Source organism: Paenibacillus sp. YSY-4.3 (genome assembly GCF_054767475.1).
In genome coordinates this window covers 1,047,438-1,063,529 of sequence record NZ_BAABMC010000001.1, presented here as the reverse complement: position 1 = coordinate 1,063,529, position 16,092 = coordinate 1,047,438, and the positions used below count along the sequence as shown (strand labels likewise).

The window sequence follows — 16,092 nt, the reverse complement described above, 5'->3', positions numbered from 1 at the left end:
AGAATCATTTTGTGCGTTTAAGCCATTTGTGCATAAATCCTTTGATTCCTGTCAAGGTATCCTTTTGCCCCATCTGCGGAACTTCCAAAAATCTCATCGCTAAGCGTTGAATATCACGCGCAGCTACACAGCTAGGAAATGCGGTTGAAAATGGGATTTGTTTCTTGACCGCTTGCATGACATGCGGATCGTCATGAATATGTCCAAGCATGGCGATTTCCATATCGAGAAAGCGCTTGGCTACCAGCGACAACTTATCGGTCACCTGCTTTGCCTCTTGTTGACCTGCAACTCGGTTAACGACAAGCCGGAATGGTACTCCCTGCTCCATGCCGTGAACGACTTTGATTAATGCATAGGCGTCTGTTATCGACGTCGGCTCCGGCGTCGTCACTACGATGCACTCATCCGCTGCCGTAATGAATTTAACGGTTTCTTTGGACAGGCCTGCACCAGTATCGAAGATGATATAATCCATCTTTTCCGAAATCTCTTCAATTTGAGATGTAAAGTAGTTCAAGTCGGATTCCGATAAAGTAAACAGGTCCGCCATTCCCGAGCCGCCCGCAATAAAGGGCAGACCATTTGTTCCAAGCTCGATGATCTCCTCCAAATTCCTCTCGCCTTTTAAGAGATGATACAGATTGTACCTTGTCCTGACACCCATCAGCACATCGATATTCGCCATCCCGATATCCGCATCGAAGATTAGCACCTTTCGGCCGAGAGTTTTGAGGGCCAAAGCGAAATTCAAGGTGAAATTGGACTTGCCGACGCCGCCTTTGCCGCTGCTTACCGTTAAAATCCGAGCTGGATTTGTTCTTGGCGCCAGCCTGTCATACGAGCCTTCCAGCTTCGATACAAGCCGTCTAAGAGCTTGCGCCTGGTCGTTCATGATCCTTGTGCTCCAAGGAGCATATTCGTGAACAGCTCGTTATTCGCAGGCAGCAAATCATCGGGGACATTCTGACCGTTTGTTACATATGACACCTGCATGGGATACTCATGCAGCAAATTGTAGATTGGTCCCATGCTTTGCGTTTCGTCTAGCTTCGTAAATATCACCTTCTGGATGCCGTATTTGCTAAAATGCTCGGTAATTTTCATCATATCTCGACTTTTAGAGGTTAAGCTAAGGACCAGGTAAGTTTCGCTATGCTCCGAGGGGCTTAGCAGGCTGTGCAGCTCTGCGACATACAGCTCGTTAAGGTAGTTCCTACCGGCCGTATCCATGAGGATCAAATCACAATGCTGCAATCGCTGCATGGCTCTTTGCACATCGCCTGGCGATTGAACCACCTCAAGCGGAACGTTTAGAATCGATGCGTAAGTACGCAGCTGCTCGATCGCCGATATACGGTACGTATCCGCCGTAATAAACCCTACCTTCTTGCGAAGGCGAAAAATTTGATCCGCTGCGAGCTTAGCGATGGTCGTCGTTTTGCCGACCCCCGTCGGTCCTACGATATAAACAACTTTAGTTCCGTCTTGGATCCCTTCGCCAATGCGGTCCTTCATGAATATTTCCGCACTTGACCTTACCAAGGAGAGCAATTCATCGTCACTCATCGTCTTCCCGTCGTTTTCCCACGTTTTGAAGGCATCATCCATCCATAAATCAACAAGTTCCGCGTTGACCTCCTGCTCCGCGAGCCGTTCCTTAACTTGACTCAGCGGCTCCGGGAGCTCAGGCAGACCTTCTTGAAAACGGGCAAGCTTAGCCATCAACATTTTCATCTGTTCGATTTCTATGAACAGTCGATCTTCCTTTGAATTGCTTGATGGCGTAGGAACAGAGTTCTCTAGTCCAACTGTGCTTGCCGGATTGGCTCCGCCGGCACTTGTCTTATGCGATGATAAGCGTGCGCGTTCTTCTTGCGAAAGAGGGTCTTCCTCTTTAGCGGCAGCAATTACGGCCGCCGACAAACGGTTCTCCTCAGATTGGAGCTTCTCGTCTTCTGCTGCAGCCACAGGCTGAGAAGCGCCTGTCCCTTGCGACATCATTACCGTGGATTTACGGTAAGCCTCCGGTACGGCCTGGGGCGCAATCGGCGGGAAGGCAGGTGAAGGAGCGACGTGCCGAGAGGGTTTCCCTTTCGGCGCAGTAGCTTCCTTGCTTTCTGATGCGGCAATGACCTCGATTTTTCTCTTCTGGAACATTCCCAGAAATCCGCCGATTTTCAGCTCTTTCGTGCTTAATATGACGGCATCCTTGCCAAGTTCATCGCGAATTTTCTGCATCGCATCAGGCATAGTGTCGACGATATACCTTTTTACTCTCATAAGTTCACCACTCCGACACTCTGAATTTCGACATTCGGCTCAAGTTCGCTATAAGACAGTACCGGTATGTCCTGCATCGTCCGTTCAATCACCTGCCGCAAGTACATGCGGATCGTCGGTGACGTAAGGACGATCGGCTGCTGTCCGGATTGAATAAGCCGGTTGATTTGCTCCGTCAGTTTCTGGTAGACCGTTTGAGTAGATGCCGGGTCGAGAGCTAAATAACTGCCCTGTTCGGTCTGCTGCACGCTCTCAGCAATTTTCTTCTCGAGATTTGGACCCACAGTAATGACCCTCATCGTCTCGCCTTGCTGCGTATACTGCTGCGTAATTTGTCTAGACAACGCCTGCCGCACATATTCGGTCAATACGTCAGGATCCTTCGTATAGGTTCCGTAGTCGGCTAACGATTCAAAGATTGTTACCATATCGCGGATGGATATTTTCTCCCGCAGCAGCTTCGCTAGTACTTTTTGTACATCTCCGATGGTGAGAACCGAAGGAATCAACTCATCGACAAGCACGGCGTAATTCTCTCTAAGATTATCGACAAGTGCCTTCGTCTCTTGTCTGCCAATAAGCTCATGCGCATGCTTCTTGATCATTTCCGTCAAATGTGTAGCAACGACGGATGGCGGATCTACCACTGTATAGCCTGATAACTCTGCCCGGTCTTTGGTAGATTCATCAATCCAAAGCGCCGGTAATCCAAAGGCCGGTTCCTGGGTCTCTATGCCTGTAATCGATTCATCTTCCACCCCAGGACTCATAGCCAAATAGTGATTAAGTAATAATTCACCACGACCAACGATATTTCCTTTTATTTTGATGACATATTCATTCGGTTTTAGTTGAATATTGTCACGAATGCGAATAACGGGTACTACCAGCCCCATTTCCAGGGCACACTGCCGCCGAATCATGATGATCCTGTCTAACAAATCCCCGCCTTGTCCGGTATCAGCAAGCGGAATCAATCCATATCCGAATTCAAATTCGATCGGATCAACTTGCAGCAAATTGATTACACTCTCCGGACTGCGTACCTCTTCGATTTCCTGCTCCTCCTCTTCCTGCTCCTGTTCGATTTGACGGCGATCCAGATTCTTCTGCATCCGGTATGCCGCAAAGGTTAACATTCCAGCAAAAGGCAAAGTCGTCAGCGGCCCAATCGGAGTAAATAGTCCTAGCATCGCGATCGTTCCGGCAACAATATAAACCAGCTTCGGATAAGAGAACAGCTGGCTGGTAATATCCTCTGCCAGATTACCTTCGGACGACGCCCGTGTAACGATCAGACCTGCAGCCGTAGAAATGAGCAGCGCCGGGATCTGGCTGACCAAACCGTCCCCGATCGTAAGCAATGAATAAGTGGAAAGCGCCTCGCCAAAGGGCATTCCATGAATCGACATTCCGATGATAAAACCGCCGATTAGATTTATGAGGAGAATGATAATGCTAGCAATGGCGTCACCTTTGACGAACTTACTCGCCCCGTCCATAGCTCCGTAGAAATCCGACTCTCTTTCGATCTTGCGACGGCGATCCCTAGCCTGCTGCTCGTTTATCAAGCCCGCATTTAGGTCTGCGTCGATACTCATCTGTTTGCCGGGCATCGCATCCAAGGTGAAACGCGCCGCTACTTCAGCTACGCGTTCCGAACCTTTGGTAATTACGATGAACTGCACAACAACTAGTATAAGGAACACTATAAAGCCGACGACAGGTTGGCCCTGAGACACCCACGATCCAAATGTCGCAACTACGTCCCCAGCCTTCGCTTGTCCCAAAATCAGCTTCGTTGTCGAAACGTTCAGCGCGAGCCGGAACAACGTGGTTATGAGCAGCATCGCCGGAAAGATAGAGAACTGCAAAGCCTCTTTCGTATTCATGGCGACTAGCAGAATCATAAGCGCGACCGATATGTTGATAATGAGAAGAATATCCAGCAGCCAAGTTGGGATCGGAAGAATCATTAGTAGAACGATGCCGATAATTCCTATTAGTATAAATAAATCTTTAGCCTTCTTCATGGCTCCGCCTCCGATCCCGTCCATTATTTACTCTTACCTTTCATTCTATATACGTAAGCCAGCACTTCGGCTACGGCTTGAAACAAATCCGCAGGAATCGCATCTCCGATTTCCGCTCTTTGGAACAATGCACGAGCCAGCGGCTTGTTTTCCATAATAATAACGCCGTGTTCCTTAGCGATTTCTCGAATGCGAAGGGCAACGTAGTCTTGACCCTTAGCAACGATTTGTGGAGCATCCATTTCCGAGCCCTCATATTTCAAGGCAACCGCAAAATGGGTCGGGTTCGTAATAATAACATCCGCTTTAGGAACTTCTTGCATCATACGCTGAAGCGCCATACGGCGCTGTCTTTCACGTATTTTACCCTTGATTAGCGGATCGCCTTCCATTTTCTTATACTCATCTTTGATGTCCTGCTTCGACATTCTTAAATTTTTCTCGTGATCATACTTTTGGTACAAATAATCTAGTACCGCTAGTACAAATAAAGCTGCGCCAATCTTTAATCCTAGGTTCATCGTCAGCTTCGAAGTGAAGTGAAATGCATCTTCGATCGTAACATGCCCTAATGAAGCAATATTGCCCCGTTCCCCCCATATCGTCGTATAGACCAAAAAGCCAATAACGGTAAGCTTGAGAACGGACTTTAGAAATTCGACTAACGAACGCATCGAGAAAATTCTTTTGAACCCTTGAATAGGATCCAACTTCTTCAACTGCATTTTTAATGGTTCCCCTGTAAGGAGAAAACCGACCTGCATGTAGTTAGCCACGGCAGCCATGACGACGACGATCAACAGAAGAGGCGCCAGCAGCAATAGAATTTGAACGGCAAAGTCTCCAAACATCGTCATGACGTTTTCTTTCGTTACGTCCATATTCAACCGGTGAAAATATACATCGGAAAAAAGGAGAATCAACCTTTCCTTCATATATCCCCCAAATATGAGCAGACACAAAAATCCGGATAACAATACGACTGAACCTGATAAATCCTGACTTTTGGCAACCTGGCCTTTCTTCCGGGCGTCCTGCCGTTTTTTGGGCGTGGCCTTCTCTGTTTTCTCACCGGCAAACAACTGCAGATCCAGTGCGTACCGGAACGACATAACGATCCCCCTATCCTACGTCGGTCTTTGCCCGATCGTACCGAACAAATTATGCAGCGATTTAAACAATACCTGAAACAGATTCTCGAACGCGTAAATCAAGCTGGGGATAAGCAACAGGAGCATCGCTAGTCCTACCATAATTTTGAGCGGTATCCCGATTACAAAGATGTTAAATTGGGGAGCCGTCCGTGCTAAGAATCCAAGCGCTACATCGGTTACAAACAGAGCAGCAACCAGCGGTGCTGCTAATTGAAACGATAATAAGAACGCTTGACTAAAGGTTCTGACTAAAAATTCAGAAATATTTCCATTGTATATTTTCTGAAACAGTTCATTGGATAAGGGCATCCAGTTATAGCTGCGAATGACGGCATCTAGCAAGTAATGATGACCATTCATCGACAGAAATAACAAGGTGGCTATAATGTACTTAAAATTACCCAGTACAGGTGCCGAAGCCCCGGTCATCGGATCAATTACGTTCACGATGCCAAATCCCATTTGTATGTCGATAAAGGATCCTGCCATCTGTACAACCGTAAATAGCAATTGTGCCACATACCCCATCAGCAGTCCGATCAGCAGCTCGCGAAAAACCAATAATATATAGTTGAGATCGGTCGGAATCACCTGATTAAAGCCTTGAATAATGACAATCAACAAAGCAATCACTGCCGACAAGCCAACTTTATATAAATTAGGAACGCCACGTGATGAAAATATCGGAGCTACGACAAAAAAGGCTGTCATTCGACAAAAAACAAGCAAAAAAACTGAAATTCCTTGCACTAAAATCTCCATAATCCTTTTCGCCTAACCGATATAATTAGAAAGATTGTTTAAAATACCGTAAGTGAAATCAACCATAGTCGTCAAAATCCATGGTCCAAACAATAACAGGGCGAGTAAGACGGCGATAATTTTAGGAACGAATGCAAGCGTCTGTTCCTGGATTTGTGTCGTTGCCTGGAATATACTCACAATCAGCCCGACCGCCAATCCAATGCCAAGCATTGGCGCACTCACCTTTAGCACGGTATAAACCGCTTGTCCGGCCAACCCGACTATAAAATCCGTATTCATTCCGTCTTCCCCCTATGTTTGATGTATTCTACCCGGATCTTCGCCGGAATTCGGAACAAAAAGCCACCCCGCATTCCGGCTAAGGACTAAAGCTAACCAGCAATGACTTCACAACGAGATACCAGCCGTCAACTAGAACAAAAAGCAAAATTTTGAACGGCAGCGAGATCATTACCGGAGGCAGCATCATCATCCCCATCGCCATCAGCACGCTCGCTACGACGATATCGATAATAAGAAACGGAATGAATATCATGAAACCCATTTGAAATGCCGTTTTGAGCTCGCTTATCGCATAAGCTGGCACCAACACGGAAATCGGCAACTCCTCGTAACTAGCCGGCTTCGCCGTTTTAGTGTAACTCATAAATAACTGGAGATCTTTGGGACGCGTATGCGAGTACATAAATTTCTTCATCGGTACTGCCGCTTTATCCAAAGCTTCCGTTTGTGTCAGTTCACCTTTGATATAAGGCTGCAAAGCTACCTCATTAATCGTAGACAATGTCGGGCTCATGACGAATAGAGTAAGAAATAGCGCCAATCCAATCAGAACCTGGTTGGGGGGCATTTGCTGCGTCCCCAAAGAGTTCCGCACGAATCCAAGTACAATTACGATTCTCGTAAAGCTCGTCATGAGGACAAGGATCGCAGGGGCGATGCTTAGTACCGTGATGAGCAAAATAATCGAAAGTGAGCTTGTACCTGGCAGCCCATCCGAATTCCCTATTTGTATTCCGATATCCGGTATCGGGTTCACTGGCGCGGCAGAAGCGGCCGACACCGTCAGCCAACTGCATAACGCTAGCATTAATCCTACAATTAAGACCTTTTTCTTCATGAATTCCTCAACCGATCTGTAGATTGTTCTTCCTTGTCCTGAAGGAGCTCCTCCACTTGTTGTTTCCGGGTAGGCATCTTTCTTAGCTGTGACTGAAACACTTCATGGAACTTCGTCTCGTCCAACTCCTCCTCCTCTGGAGAAGGTTTGCGAAAACGAGAGACAAAACTTCCAATAACGGAAGCTAGTCCGGGGAATTCTGCTCCCTCTTCCGCAAATGCCTGGTGTAATAAGGCTACTTCTTCTGGATCGTTTATTTTATCGACCAAGGAAATGTCTTCGCCAACTCCGACGAGGTAGACATTTCCCCCGATTTCAATAACCTGCAAGGATTTATTTGGTCCCAGACCGACGGCCCCCAAAATGCGGATCGATCGGCTTTGGGACAAGTACCGGTTTCTTTTACCAAGAAAACGAATCAATAATACGATTAAAACAATAATGAGAGCCAGCACAAAGATAACCGTTAGCAAGTTACCCCATATATTAATGTCGCTGCCAATCGGCGGGTAATCCGGCTGATTCGAGTTCATCGCTCTCTATCCTATATACCTAAAGTCTTATTGATTGCTTCAATAACCCGGTCGGATTGGAACGGCTTAACGATGAAGTCTTTGGCACCGGCTTGAATCGCGTCGATGACCATCGCCTGTTGGCCCATAGCCGAGCACATAATGACCTTGGCATTCGGATCTAGTTGTTTGATTTCCTTGAGCGCGGCAATGCCGTCCATTTCAGGCATCGTGATGTCCATTGTAACAAGGTCTGGATTAAGCTCCTTAAACTTCTCGACAGCCTGTGCGCCGTCCTGTGCTTCCCCTACAACCTCGAATCCGTTTTTCGTCAAAATGTCGCGGATCATCATTCTCATAAAAGCAGCATCGTCTACGATTAGAATTCGGTTTGCCATTGATTTAAAATCCTCCCTAAACTTCTACTATTGTAATTTTTGAATTCGGTCCCATTGGCTGACAATATCCGTCACGCGAACACCAAAGTTCTCATCAATGACGACAACTTCGCCTTTGGCAATCAGTTTATTGTTCACAAGAATATCTACCGGTTCACCGGCAAGCTTGTCCAGCTCGATGATTGAGCCCTGAGACAATTCTAAAATATCCTTAATTTGCTTCTGGGTCCTTCCTAATTCTACGGTGACTTTAAGGGGTATGTCCATCAGTAAATTTAAATTGTTGTCATCCATCTGTCCGTAGGCAGGAGCCCCAAAATTTGCGAATTGCACCGGCTGTACATTTAAGTTGCGCCCTTGCATTCCGCCGAAATGCTGTGGCTCGTTGTACGGCTGTCCTTGCGGAGGCGGATAATATCCCTGATCCTGCATCGGAGGCATCATCGGCGGCTGCTGTGCAGCAGGTGCCGTTGGATGCTGTACCTGTGCCGGCGGCTGTGCATAGGCAGGCGTCTCATCAAAGGATGCAGGCATGCCCGCTGGTGCTGTAGGCGGTGCGGATGCTGGCGACGGCGCTGGTGCTGACGCTGCGGCACTCTCCCTGGTGGTTGACTCTGTAACTGCACCGTTAATCAGGCTGTCTACCATTTCCTTCGAGAACTTGACCGTAAGAAGCTGCATGATCGTCGAATCAATCAAATCTCCGATAGTAAGCCTGAATGATATTTTAATGAGTGTCTCATCGGGAGGTAGACTTCCCACCCCGGTTCCATTCGACATGTTCAGAATATCTACGCCTGGCGGCGAAATATTAACGAACCGATTAAAGATCGTCGACATCGACGTCGCCGAGGAACCCATCATTTGATTCATCGCTTCTTGAACGGCACTGATGTGAATTTCGTTCAATTCTTCTTCAGCCGGATTTCCCTCTCCGCCAAGCATAAGATCTGCAATGACTTGAGCGTCCTTTGTCTTAATGATCAGCGAATTAATCCCTTCGAACCCGTCCACATATTGGACATGAATCGCTACATGCGGCTTTGGAAACTCCGTTTCGAATTGTGAACGCGTTATAATAGAAACTTTTGGAGTCGTAATATCTACTTTTTTGCTAAGCAAAGTTGATAATGCTGTAGCAGCACTGCCAAAAGTAATGTTGCCGATTTCGCCCAAAGCATCTTGCTCGAGCGGTGTCAAGTAATCATCTACCGTCGGTTCGGACGGCGAATCGTCGTTATTTGCCTGCTTTAGCAGAGCGTCAATTTCCTCTTGGGACAAATAATCTTTACTCGTCAAGTTCCTCAACTCCTTCGCTGACAATTTCGTCAATTTGAACGGCGACACGGTCTTTAAGCGTACCCGGACTGCCGACGTATTTCAGTCTGTCGCCGACTCTTATGGCGAGTCCATCGTGAACAGGCTTGTTTAGGGATATTACATCCCCGACAGATAGTCCTAAGAACTCTTGAATCGTAAGTTGTGACTCACCAAGTTCAGCAACGATCGGCAGTTTGGCTTTGTTAACGCGGTTGCGAAGAGCATCATACTCTTCGGGAGCGCGAGACTTCTTCTGGGATACGAACCAATGATGAACCGAAAGTTTCGGCATGATCGGCTCGATGACAACATGCGGAATACATAAGTTGATCATCCCCGTCGTGTCACCGATTTTAGTGCTCAGCGAAATGAGTGCAATCGTCTCGTTGGGCGAAACGATTTGCATAAACTGAGGATTCGTCTCCAATCCTTCCATTCGCGGACTAATGTCAATGACGGTTTTCCAAGCTTCCTGCAGGCTTTCAAAAGCTCGGCTAAAAATCCGCTCCATAATGATCGTCTCAATTTCAGTCAAAGACCCGATTTTGGACGGAGCAATTCCAATCCCGCCAAGCAGTCTATCCAACATAGCAAATGCGACGTTTGGATGGACTTCGAGCACCATTCTTCCTTCCAATGGCTCTGCTTCAAATATGTTAAGAATCGTCATTTTCGGTATGGAACGTATAAATTCATCATAAGGCAGCTGCTCGACTTGAACGACGTTGATTTGGACAAATGTACGAAGCTGCGCTGAGAAATAGGTAGTAAGAAATCTCGCAAAATTCTCGTGGATCCGGGTTAAGCTACGAATATGATCCTTGGAAAATCTCACCGCCCGTTTAAAATCATAGGCTCGGATTTTCTTCTGCGTTTCTTCCTTTTTCAGTTCCTCTGCATCCATTTCACCAGAAGACAACGCGGCGAGCAGTGCATCGATTTCGTTCTGCGATAATACATCTACCAAACATCTCACCCCCTTCAAGGATTTAATCGATCGATATTGATCTAAATTGCCTGCATAATGAATTCCGTAATATCGATTTGAATCAATTTCCCTTCAGGCAGCGATGTATTGATCAAATTCAACAATTTCGTACTCAAGTTATCTTTACCCTTTGCGCCAATCAAGTCTTCTGGCTTCGTATCGGCAAGCGTTTTGATGATAATCGGCTTGATTTTGAAATCTTTAATTTTGTCAAAGGATTCCTTGGACGATTCCCGATCCAATTGGAAAGCGAAGTTCATGACTACTACATAACTCGGATCCGACAAATTCGTTTTGATTCCGTCCATTGACGATGTAACTTTCACCAGCTCATCCGCTGATAGCTGTGCAGGCTGGCCTACATTTTGTACTGCTGTGTTGACTTCATTGCCTGAAGTAGGCTTAGTCATTTGATTCACCAGCAGAAAAGCTGCCATTACGATTAATGTGATTGCGAGTAACATCGTAATGAGCCAAGGCGCCATTTTTTTCATGACTATTCCTCCGTATGTTGCACTTTAATGGTTGCTGCATGGATACCGATCTCAGTGTAGTACTCATTCACCTTCGCAATAATGTCGGCGGCCTTCTCCAGCACGATCATACGTTTGCCCGTAACGAGGGTTACGTATGTATCAGGGGTTTCCTCCACTGTCTCGATCATAATGGCATTCAGCCATGCTTGTGTTCCATTCAAACGTGTTACAGATATCATGTAAACCCTCCATTCCGGACCCGTATTTTAATAATGAGGCGGAGGAAGAGGATGCCTTCCCCCGCTATTTAGCGAATTAACGCTTCAAGTTTACTACTTCTTGCAGTATTTCATCGGAAGTCGTGATGATTCGGGAGTTCGCTTGGAATCCGCGTTGCGCGACGATCATTTCCGTAAATTCGCCAGTTAAATCAACGTTGGACATTTCAAGCTGTCCAGAAATGATCGCACCAGTTCCTAATTCAGCGTTGTTTCCTGTCGTTGGCTCCAGTTCGTCGATGTTAGCGTTCGGGCTCAGACGGTACAAGTTCCCGCCAATTTTCTCCAAGCCCTCAGGGTTAACCACACGAGCCACCCCAATCGCCTCACCTGCTTCAATATCGCCGTTAGCCAACTTCATCATGATCGTACCATCTTGCGCAATCGTGAAAGCTACGACCTCTTCATCCAGCGGCTCAAGCGGAGCGCCATCTGCACTCCAAACGCGCAATCCGTCGGAAGTTACCAGCTGACGGGCAGCATCCAAATGGAAATCCCCTGCTCTGGTCAAGAACGGTACTTCCTGATCCTCAGATAGGGTGACCATGAAGAAGCCATCCCCATCGATCCGCAAGTCCAGCGGATTGTTCGTCGTCATAGCACTCCCGGCCATATGTAGCGTATCGATGGAACCAATTGATACACCAAGTCCGATTTGCTTCGCATTAACGCCGCCCATTCCGTCATCTGTTGGAGCGGTAACGCCGGAAATCGTCTGGCTCATAATGTCCTTAAACATGACCCGGCCCGCCTTAAATCCTACCGTATTAACGTTAGCGATATTGTTGCCGATGACGTCAAGTTTAGTTTGAAATCCGCGCATTCCAGATACGCCCGAATACATCGATCTTAACATTTACTCAATTCCTCCTTGTCTTTGCTTAAGCCACTTCAGTCGATCGGTGACTTGTTGGCTTTCCGTTTCCGGGCCAGCCAGTTAAGAAATAATTATGGCACTGTCGATTTGCGTGAAGACATTGTCCTTCATGCTATTCCCGTCCATTGCTGTGACGACAGTCCGATTATGGACGTTTACGATCAAAGCCATATCTTTTAATAAAATAAGCGAATCTTTGGCTCCTTTTGCCGCAGCGTTATCGATAGCTGATTCAATCTGATGCAGCTGCTCTGGTTGCAATTGAATTCCCCGCTGTTCGAGGCGCTTAACCGCATGGTTGCTAAAATGAAGCAACCTGTTCTGCAGCATCTCCTCAAACGTAGCATTCTGCGGCCTAGCCGCCCCCGGATTTTTGGCCTGAGCTAGCGAATTCGGCTGAATTCGTCCGGGATACAGACTGCCTATACGGATGGATTCATTCATGGTGTATCAGCTCCATCTAAAGAGCTGTTCTCGTTTTCTGAAGGTGCAGATACCTCTGTATCCGATGAACCTCCGGCAATATTCTCGCCAGTCGGCGCCTCATCAATTTGCAAAATATCCGACAGCTTAATTTCCTTATTTCCTACTTTGGCATACTGGACATTTTCGCGAATAACGATTCCCTCGACGATTCCGGTGCCGCTCGAGGTAGCAGAGGTTTGACCCGTCCGGATATCATATTCGCCGGTATATTCCGTTTCGATCCAGGATACCCGCTTGCCAATGAGTCCCGATACCGATCCTAACGATTGGTTCATGACATCAAGCTGCTTGGAAATATTCATTAATTGCTCAACCGACGTGAACGTAGCCATCTGAGCAATGAATTCCTTATCCTGAAGCGGCTGCATCGGATCTTGATTTTGCAACTGAGTAATAAGTATCTTCAGGAACTGGTCTTTGCCCAGCGTTTGGTTGTCTTCTTGGCTTTTTACTGTAACGTTCTGTGCTGAATAGCCCGGCCAAGAGACATTTGGGAAATTAGACACGACTTTTCCTCCTTTCCATTAAACTCTGGCGACAAAGGAACTTCCATAATTCTCTTCCCGAGCTCTCACTTCGGAAATCCAATCATTCCATTCGTCGTTCAAATCCCCCAAAGCTAACAGATCTTCTTCGCGAACTTCACGGCGTTTGTTGTTTTGCTGCTGCTGCGAATCGCTGCTTTGCTGGCGTCCATCCTGGTACATATGGGACGACAACGAAGAGTTTTGCGTCACTTCTAGTTTGCTTACTTGCAGCCCTTGTGCTTGAAGCGCCAATCTTAACTGTGCCATCTGGCTCTCAAGAGATTCCCTTGCAAAGGCATGCTCTGTAACGAATTGTGCAATTAACTGTCCGTTTTGTACGGTGATTCTCACATCAACTTGGCCTAGATGCTCCGGATAAAGAGAAATTCTGGCCTGTGACATACCTTGAAGTTTAACGACTTCGAACTTATTGACTAGAAATGCTCCCATTTCTTTGCCAAACTGTTCTACAGGGACTGCAGGTGCGGCTGGTTTAATAGGAGCTGCAAGTCCGTCTCGCATCGCGAGTTGCCCTGCTGTCACGATATTCCCAGTATGGAGTCCATTTCCTGGATCATCAGCAGCTTCAACCGCGCCAGTATTTTCAACTGCGCCTACAACTTGAACTAAGCTTCCTTTACCAACGTTTTGAGTTGCATGACTTGCAATAATCGTATGGGATTGATGCGAATCAGCGGACTGCTGGTTCGATCCATTTCCGGCCGCCTGGCTTGAAGCATTTTTAACGATAGTTTGGATGCTGTTCTCCAGAGCAGATGCCCAATCGGTATTCGTTGCATTTCCTCCGCTCGGTTGATTAAGTGTCAGGCTTGCAGCTTGACGCGCACCAAGGATTTGCTGCAGCACTTCTAGCAATTGCCTGGATGGCAGCGCGGAAGTACTGGCTGCATTCAGCTTCTCGGAAGTGTTCATCAACTGTACCAATGCATCTTGTATTGCAAAGCGCATCGTCTCAGGATGCTGGGCTAGAACCGAAATCTGAGCGGCTTCAGCTCCATTTTCGCTTGCAGCATCGCCGTTTACAGACTGAGCGATCATCTGAACTCCTTGAAGCCATGCCTGAAGAACGGACAGTAAAGAAGGATCCTCCTCCATGGCCTGGTCCAGCTCGTTCAACTGCCCCAACAATCCATCGATCGCTGCTTGCAGATTTAGAAGCTCGGCGTCAGCCGCCTCTTGCTCGTCCGAATTTACCAATCCTAATAATCCTAAAGACTGCAAAGGAGTTCCGCCTTCAACTGATGCAGCATTTCCAAACAGCATCGCAACTAAAGTTTGGTCAAATGTTTTGCCAGCAGCCTGGCTGCTGCCCGCTTTGCCACTCGCAGAAGCCAATACTGCACCAGCAGCATTTCCTGCGGATAAGTTAGATACAAATTGACTCATTGTATATTCACCTCCTTTCTCCAATATCCAGTCTAACTTCACCTATTTACTCACAAGTTTATTCAAAATTTTGGCCGTAAGCTCTTGATCTTCTTTCGTCATGGCAGCCAAAATTTTGGAGCGAGTTCCATCGTCTACGGCATTCAAAATTTTCAACGCCTTATCCGGACTGATTTTGTGCGTCTGGATGATCAGTTTAGAAGCTGCGTCTGCCGACATTCCCGCAAAGGTTTGGCCTAATTGCTTATCATCTAGCCCTGCCGCGGAAGCTGCCGCTTGAGCGGCGGCAGACTCGGCATCCTTTTTCAGCCTGGACTGCAACGCAGCAATCGCCATGTCATCGGCAGGCTTTGCATCCTTCAGCAGGATAGAAATATCCGCCGCCTTGACAGGATCCATTTTTTCAAGAATGGCCACTTTGCTCTCATTACTCATTAAGCTGAGCATTTGCAGCGATTCTTCAGTAGTTAATTTCTCTAAAATGGCTGCTGCCTTGCTTGGACTCATCTGCGCGTAGAGTTGAGACAGCTTCTTGACTTCTTTTTGGTAAGCCTCGTCTTTAGCGGTTTCTTCCTTCTCGATCACTTCCGTTAAAGCGGCATCCAACTGAGCCTGAAGCTGCTTCACCTTATCCTCCTGCTCCGTAGCCTGACGGTTTGCAGCGTCTATTTCCGCATCTTTTTGAGCAACTTGATCCTTCAATTCCTTAACCGTCGCTTCTGTGCTCTCGGTCTGTTTTTTTGCTTTGTCTTCCTCGGTATCCCCTGCTGCCTCGACACCCTCTGGTTCCGGCACAAAATTCCGCACAATCGGTATTTTGTTGCCTATTTCAATCATCGTTGCCCGGAAGTTCATATTGAACAACGTCAGTAAGACTGCCAGCAGGACGACCGTAAATAAAATTGGCGTTACAAAAAACAAAAACCTAGCAAACCCGCCGCCCGATTCCAAATCTTCTTCTAAATCAGCCTGCGCCATTCCATTCCCTCCTTCGCAAACCCATCACTGATGCCCGTGTTACTCCTTACCGGGCTTTCATGGCAAACCGGACAGTAGCTATTTCGTCCAGTTCGTTTTGTTCCCGAAGAAGCATTTCGTGCTGAAATTTGTGTTTTGCTTTTTCCTTTGCCTTCAGCCAGACTTTTTCATCCAGCATTTTACCGTTCAAAACGGCCTTCTTCTTCTCAACATTTACTTCTGCACGCCGGATATCGCCCTGCTTGCTTTCAATACAGTTCTCCAAATAATCCATGTAACGCTGCAATTCCTGAAGTTCGATCATCGATGCTTTATTCTCCATTGCAGACTGAATTGCCGAGAACGTTCGCAGCTTATCTTCCTCCAGCAATTCAAGGGAACGCTGCTCCGCCTGCAAATGACCAACGGCAGCGGATAACATCCATTCAGCTTGCGTCTTCTGATTGGATTTCAAATCGACAACTTTCTGATAGACGTAACGGAACTTCAT

Annotated in this window: 19 protein-coding genes; all 19 read right to left on the bottom strand. The window is 47.1% G+C overall.

Annotation, left to right across the window (positions count from 1 at the left end):
- Positions 1-4: 4 nt before the first annotated feature.
- The 19 genes from ACYUJT_RS05025 to fliJ all read right to left on the bottom strand — a co-directional run bounded on the left by ACYUJT_RS05025 (position 5) and on the right by fliJ (position 16,092).
- Positions 5-895 carry a MinD/ParA family protein gene (locus ACYUJT_RS05025; protein WP_460319248.1) on the bottom strand — a complete coding sequence of 297 codons (891 nt, stop codon included), beginning with the start codon at positions 893-895 and terminating at the stop codon, positions 5-7.
- A complete protein-coding gene (gene flhF / locus ACYUJT_RS05020) occupies positions 892-2,283 on the bottom strand; it encodes a flagellar biosynthesis protein FlhF (RefSeq protein WP_460319247.1) in 1,392 nt (463 codons plus the stop codon). Before flhF ends, ACYUJT_RS05025 begins: the two co-directional genes overlap by 4 nt.
- The gene (gene flhA, locus ACYUJT_RS05015; RefSeq protein ID WP_460319246.1) at positions 2,280-4,316 is read right to left on the bottom strand and encodes a flagellar biosynthesis protein FlhA; all 2,037 of its coding nucleotides are present in this window, start codon (positions 4,314-4,316) and stop codon (positions 2,280-2,282) included. The genes flhF and flhA overlap by 4 nt, the downstream gene beginning before the upstream one ends.
- Positions 4,317-4,339: 23 nt before the next feature.
- A complete protein-coding gene (flhB, locus tag ACYUJT_RS05010; protein WP_460319244.1) occupies positions 4,340-5,428 on the bottom strand; it encodes a flagellar biosynthesis protein FlhB in 1,089 nt (362 codons plus the stop codon).
- A 15-nt stretch (positions 5,429-5,443) separates the two neighbouring features.
- The gene (gene fliR / locus ACYUJT_RS05005) at positions 5,444-6,232 is read right to left on the bottom strand and encodes a flagellar biosynthetic protein FliR (protein WP_460319242.1); all 789 of its coding nucleotides are present in this window, start codon (positions 6,230-6,232) and stop codon (positions 5,444-5,446) included.
- A 12-nt stretch (positions 6,233-6,244) separates the two neighbouring features.
- Positions 6,245-6,514, bottom strand: coding sequence for a flagellar biosynthesis protein FliQ (fliQ, locus tag ACYUJT_RS05000; protein ID WP_460319241.1), 270 nt, complete (start codon positions 6,512-6,514; stop codon positions 6,245-6,247).
- A gap of 79 nt (positions 6,515-6,593) precedes the next feature.
- Positions 6,594-7,355: a flagellar type III secretion system pore protein FliP gene (fliP, locus tag ACYUJT_RS04995; RefSeq protein ID WP_460319240.1), complete on the bottom strand. Its 762-nt coding sequence runs from the start codon at positions 7,353-7,355 to the stop codon at positions 6,594-6,596.
- Positions 7,352-7,888, bottom strand: coding sequence for a flagellar biosynthetic protein FliO (locus tag ACYUJT_RS04990; protein ID WP_460319239.1), 537 nt, complete (start codon positions 7,886-7,888; stop codon positions 7,352-7,354). The genes fliP and ACYUJT_RS04990 overlap by 4 nt, the downstream gene beginning before the upstream one ends.
- A gap of 11 nt (positions 7,889-7,899) precedes the next feature.
- Complete coding sequence (locus tag ACYUJT_RS04985; protein ID WP_460319238.1) at positions 7,900-8,265, bottom strand: response regulator; 366 nt, start codon at positions 8,263-8,265, stop codon at positions 7,900-7,902.
- Positions 8,266-8,292: 27 nt separating this feature from the next.
- Entirely contained in the window at positions 8,293-9,564 is a 1,272-nt protein-coding gene (gene fliY, locus ACYUJT_RS04980) for a flagellar motor switch phosphatase FliY (RefSeq protein ID WP_460319236.1), read from the bottom strand.
- Positions 9,554-10,552, bottom strand: coding sequence for a flagellar motor switch protein FliM (gene fliM / locus ACYUJT_RS04975; RefSeq protein ID WP_460319235.1), 999 nt, complete (start codon positions 10,550-10,552; stop codon positions 9,554-9,556). Before fliM ends, fliY begins: the two co-directional genes overlap by 11 nt.
- A 41-nt stretch (positions 10,553-10,593) precedes the next feature.
- A complete protein-coding gene (locus tag ACYUJT_RS04970; RefSeq protein WP_460319234.1) occupies positions 10,594-11,067 on the bottom strand; it encodes a flagellar basal body-associated FliL family protein in 474 nt (157 codons plus the stop codon).
- A gap of 2 nt (positions 11,068-11,069) precedes the next feature.
- Positions 11,070-11,288, bottom strand: coding sequence for a flagellar FlbD family protein (locus ACYUJT_RS04965; protein ID WP_460319233.1), 219 nt, complete (start codon positions 11,286-11,288; stop codon positions 11,070-11,072).
- 76 nt (positions 11,289-11,364) lie between these two features.
- On the bottom strand, positions 11,365-12,183 hold the full coding sequence (gene flgG / locus ACYUJT_RS04960) for a flagellar basal body rod protein FlgG (RefSeq protein WP_460319232.1): 819 nt from the start codon (positions 12,181-12,183) through the stop codon (positions 11,365-11,367).
- A gap of 81 nt (positions 12,184-12,264) precedes the next feature.
- Positions 12,265-12,648: a TIGR02530 family flagellar biosynthesis protein gene (locus tag ACYUJT_RS04955; protein WP_460319230.1), complete on the bottom strand. Its 384-nt coding sequence runs from the start codon at positions 12,646-12,648 to the stop codon at positions 12,265-12,267.
- A complete protein-coding gene (locus ACYUJT_RS04950) occupies positions 12,645-13,196 on the bottom strand; it encodes a flagellar hook capping FlgD N-terminal domain-containing protein (protein ID WP_460319229.1) in 552 nt (183 codons plus the stop codon). The genes ACYUJT_RS04955 and ACYUJT_RS04950 overlap by 4 nt, the downstream gene beginning before the upstream one ends.
- A gap of 18 nt (positions 13,197-13,214) precedes the next feature.
- Positions 13,215-14,624 (bottom strand): flagellar hook-length control protein FliK, encoded by a 1,410-nt coding sequence (locus ACYUJT_RS04945; RefSeq protein ID WP_460319228.1) that lies wholly within the window; start codon positions 14,622-14,624, stop codon positions 13,215-13,217.
- A gap of 42 nt (positions 14,625-14,666) precedes the next feature.
- Positions 14,667-15,602, bottom strand: a complete 936-nt coding sequence (locus ACYUJT_RS04940; protein ID WP_460319226.1) for a MotE family protein — start codon at positions 15,600-15,602, stop codon at positions 14,667-14,669.
- Positions 15,603-15,648: 46 nt separating this feature from the next.
- Positions 15,649-16,092, bottom strand: coding sequence for a flagellar export protein FliJ (fliJ, locus tag ACYUJT_RS04935; RefSeq protein ID WP_460319224.1), 444 nt, complete (start codon positions 16,090-16,092; stop codon positions 15,649-15,651).

What these genes read in the sequence shown, in the direction of transcription:
- fliQ (WP_460319241.1), bottom strand. Translation starts at nt 6,514, where the DNA reads ATGAATACGGATTTTATAGTCGGGTTGGCCGGACAAGCGGTTTATACC.
- flhB (WP_460319244.1), bottom strand. Translation starts at nt 5,428, where the DNA reads ATGTCGTTCCGGTACGCACTGGATCTGCAGTTGTTTGCCGGTGAGAAA.
- ACYUJT_RS04970 (WP_460319234.1), bottom strand. Translation starts at nt 11,067, where the DNA reads ATGAAAAAAATGGCGCCTTGGCTCATTACGATGTTACTCGCAATCACA.
- flhF (WP_460319247.1), bottom strand. Translation starts at nt 2,283, where the DNA reads ATGAGAGTAAAAAGGTATATCGTCGACACTATGCCTGATGCGATGCAG.
- ACYUJT_RS04940 (WP_460319226.1), bottom strand. Translation starts at nt 15,602, where the DNA reads ATGGCGCAGGCTGATTTAGAAGAAGATTTGGAATCGGGCGGCGGGTTT.
- fliJ (WP_460319224.1), bottom strand. Translation starts at nt 16,092, where the DNA reads ATGAAGTTCCGTTACGTCTATCAGAAAGTTGTCGATTTGAAATCCAAT.
- fliR (WP_460319242.1), bottom strand. Translation starts at nt 6,232, where the DNA reads ATGGAGATTTTAGTGCAAGGAATTTCAGTTTTTTTGCTTGTTTTTTGT.
- ACYUJT_RS04990 (WP_460319239.1), bottom strand. Translation starts at nt 7,888, where the DNA reads ATGAACTCGAATCAGCCGGATTACCCGCCGATTGGCAGCGACATTAAT.
- flhA (WP_460319246.1), bottom strand. Translation starts at nt 4,316, where the DNA reads ATGAAGAAGGCTAAAGATTTATTTATACTAATAGGAATTATCGGCATC.
- ACYUJT_RS04985 (WP_460319238.1), bottom strand. Translation starts at nt 8,265, where the DNA reads ATGGCAAACCGAATTCTAATCGTAGACGATGCTGCTTTTATGAGAATG.
- ACYUJT_RS04945 (WP_460319228.1), bottom strand. Translation starts at nt 14,624, where the DNA reads ATGAGTCAATTTGTATCTAACTTATCCGCAGGAAATGCTGCTGGTGCA.
- ACYUJT_RS04955 (WP_460319230.1), bottom strand. Translation starts at nt 12,648, where the DNA reads ATGAATGAATCCATCCGTATAGGCAGTCTGTATCCCGGACGAATTCAG.
- ACYUJT_RS04965 (WP_460319233.1), bottom strand. Translation starts at nt 11,288, where the DNA reads ATGATATCTGTAACACGTTTGAATGGAACACAAGCATGGCTGAATGCC.
- ACYUJT_RS05025 (WP_460319248.1), bottom strand. Translation starts at nt 895, where the DNA reads ATGAACGACCAGGCGCAAGCTCTTAGACGGCTTGTATCGAAGCTGGAA.
- flgG (WP_460319232.1), bottom strand. Translation starts at nt 12,183, where the DNA reads ATGTTAAGATCGATGTATTCGGGCGTATCTGGAATGCGCGGATTTCAA.
- fliP (WP_460319240.1), bottom strand. Translation starts at nt 7,355, where the DNA reads ATGAAGAAAAAGGTCTTAATTGTAGGATTAATGCTAGCGTTATGCAGT.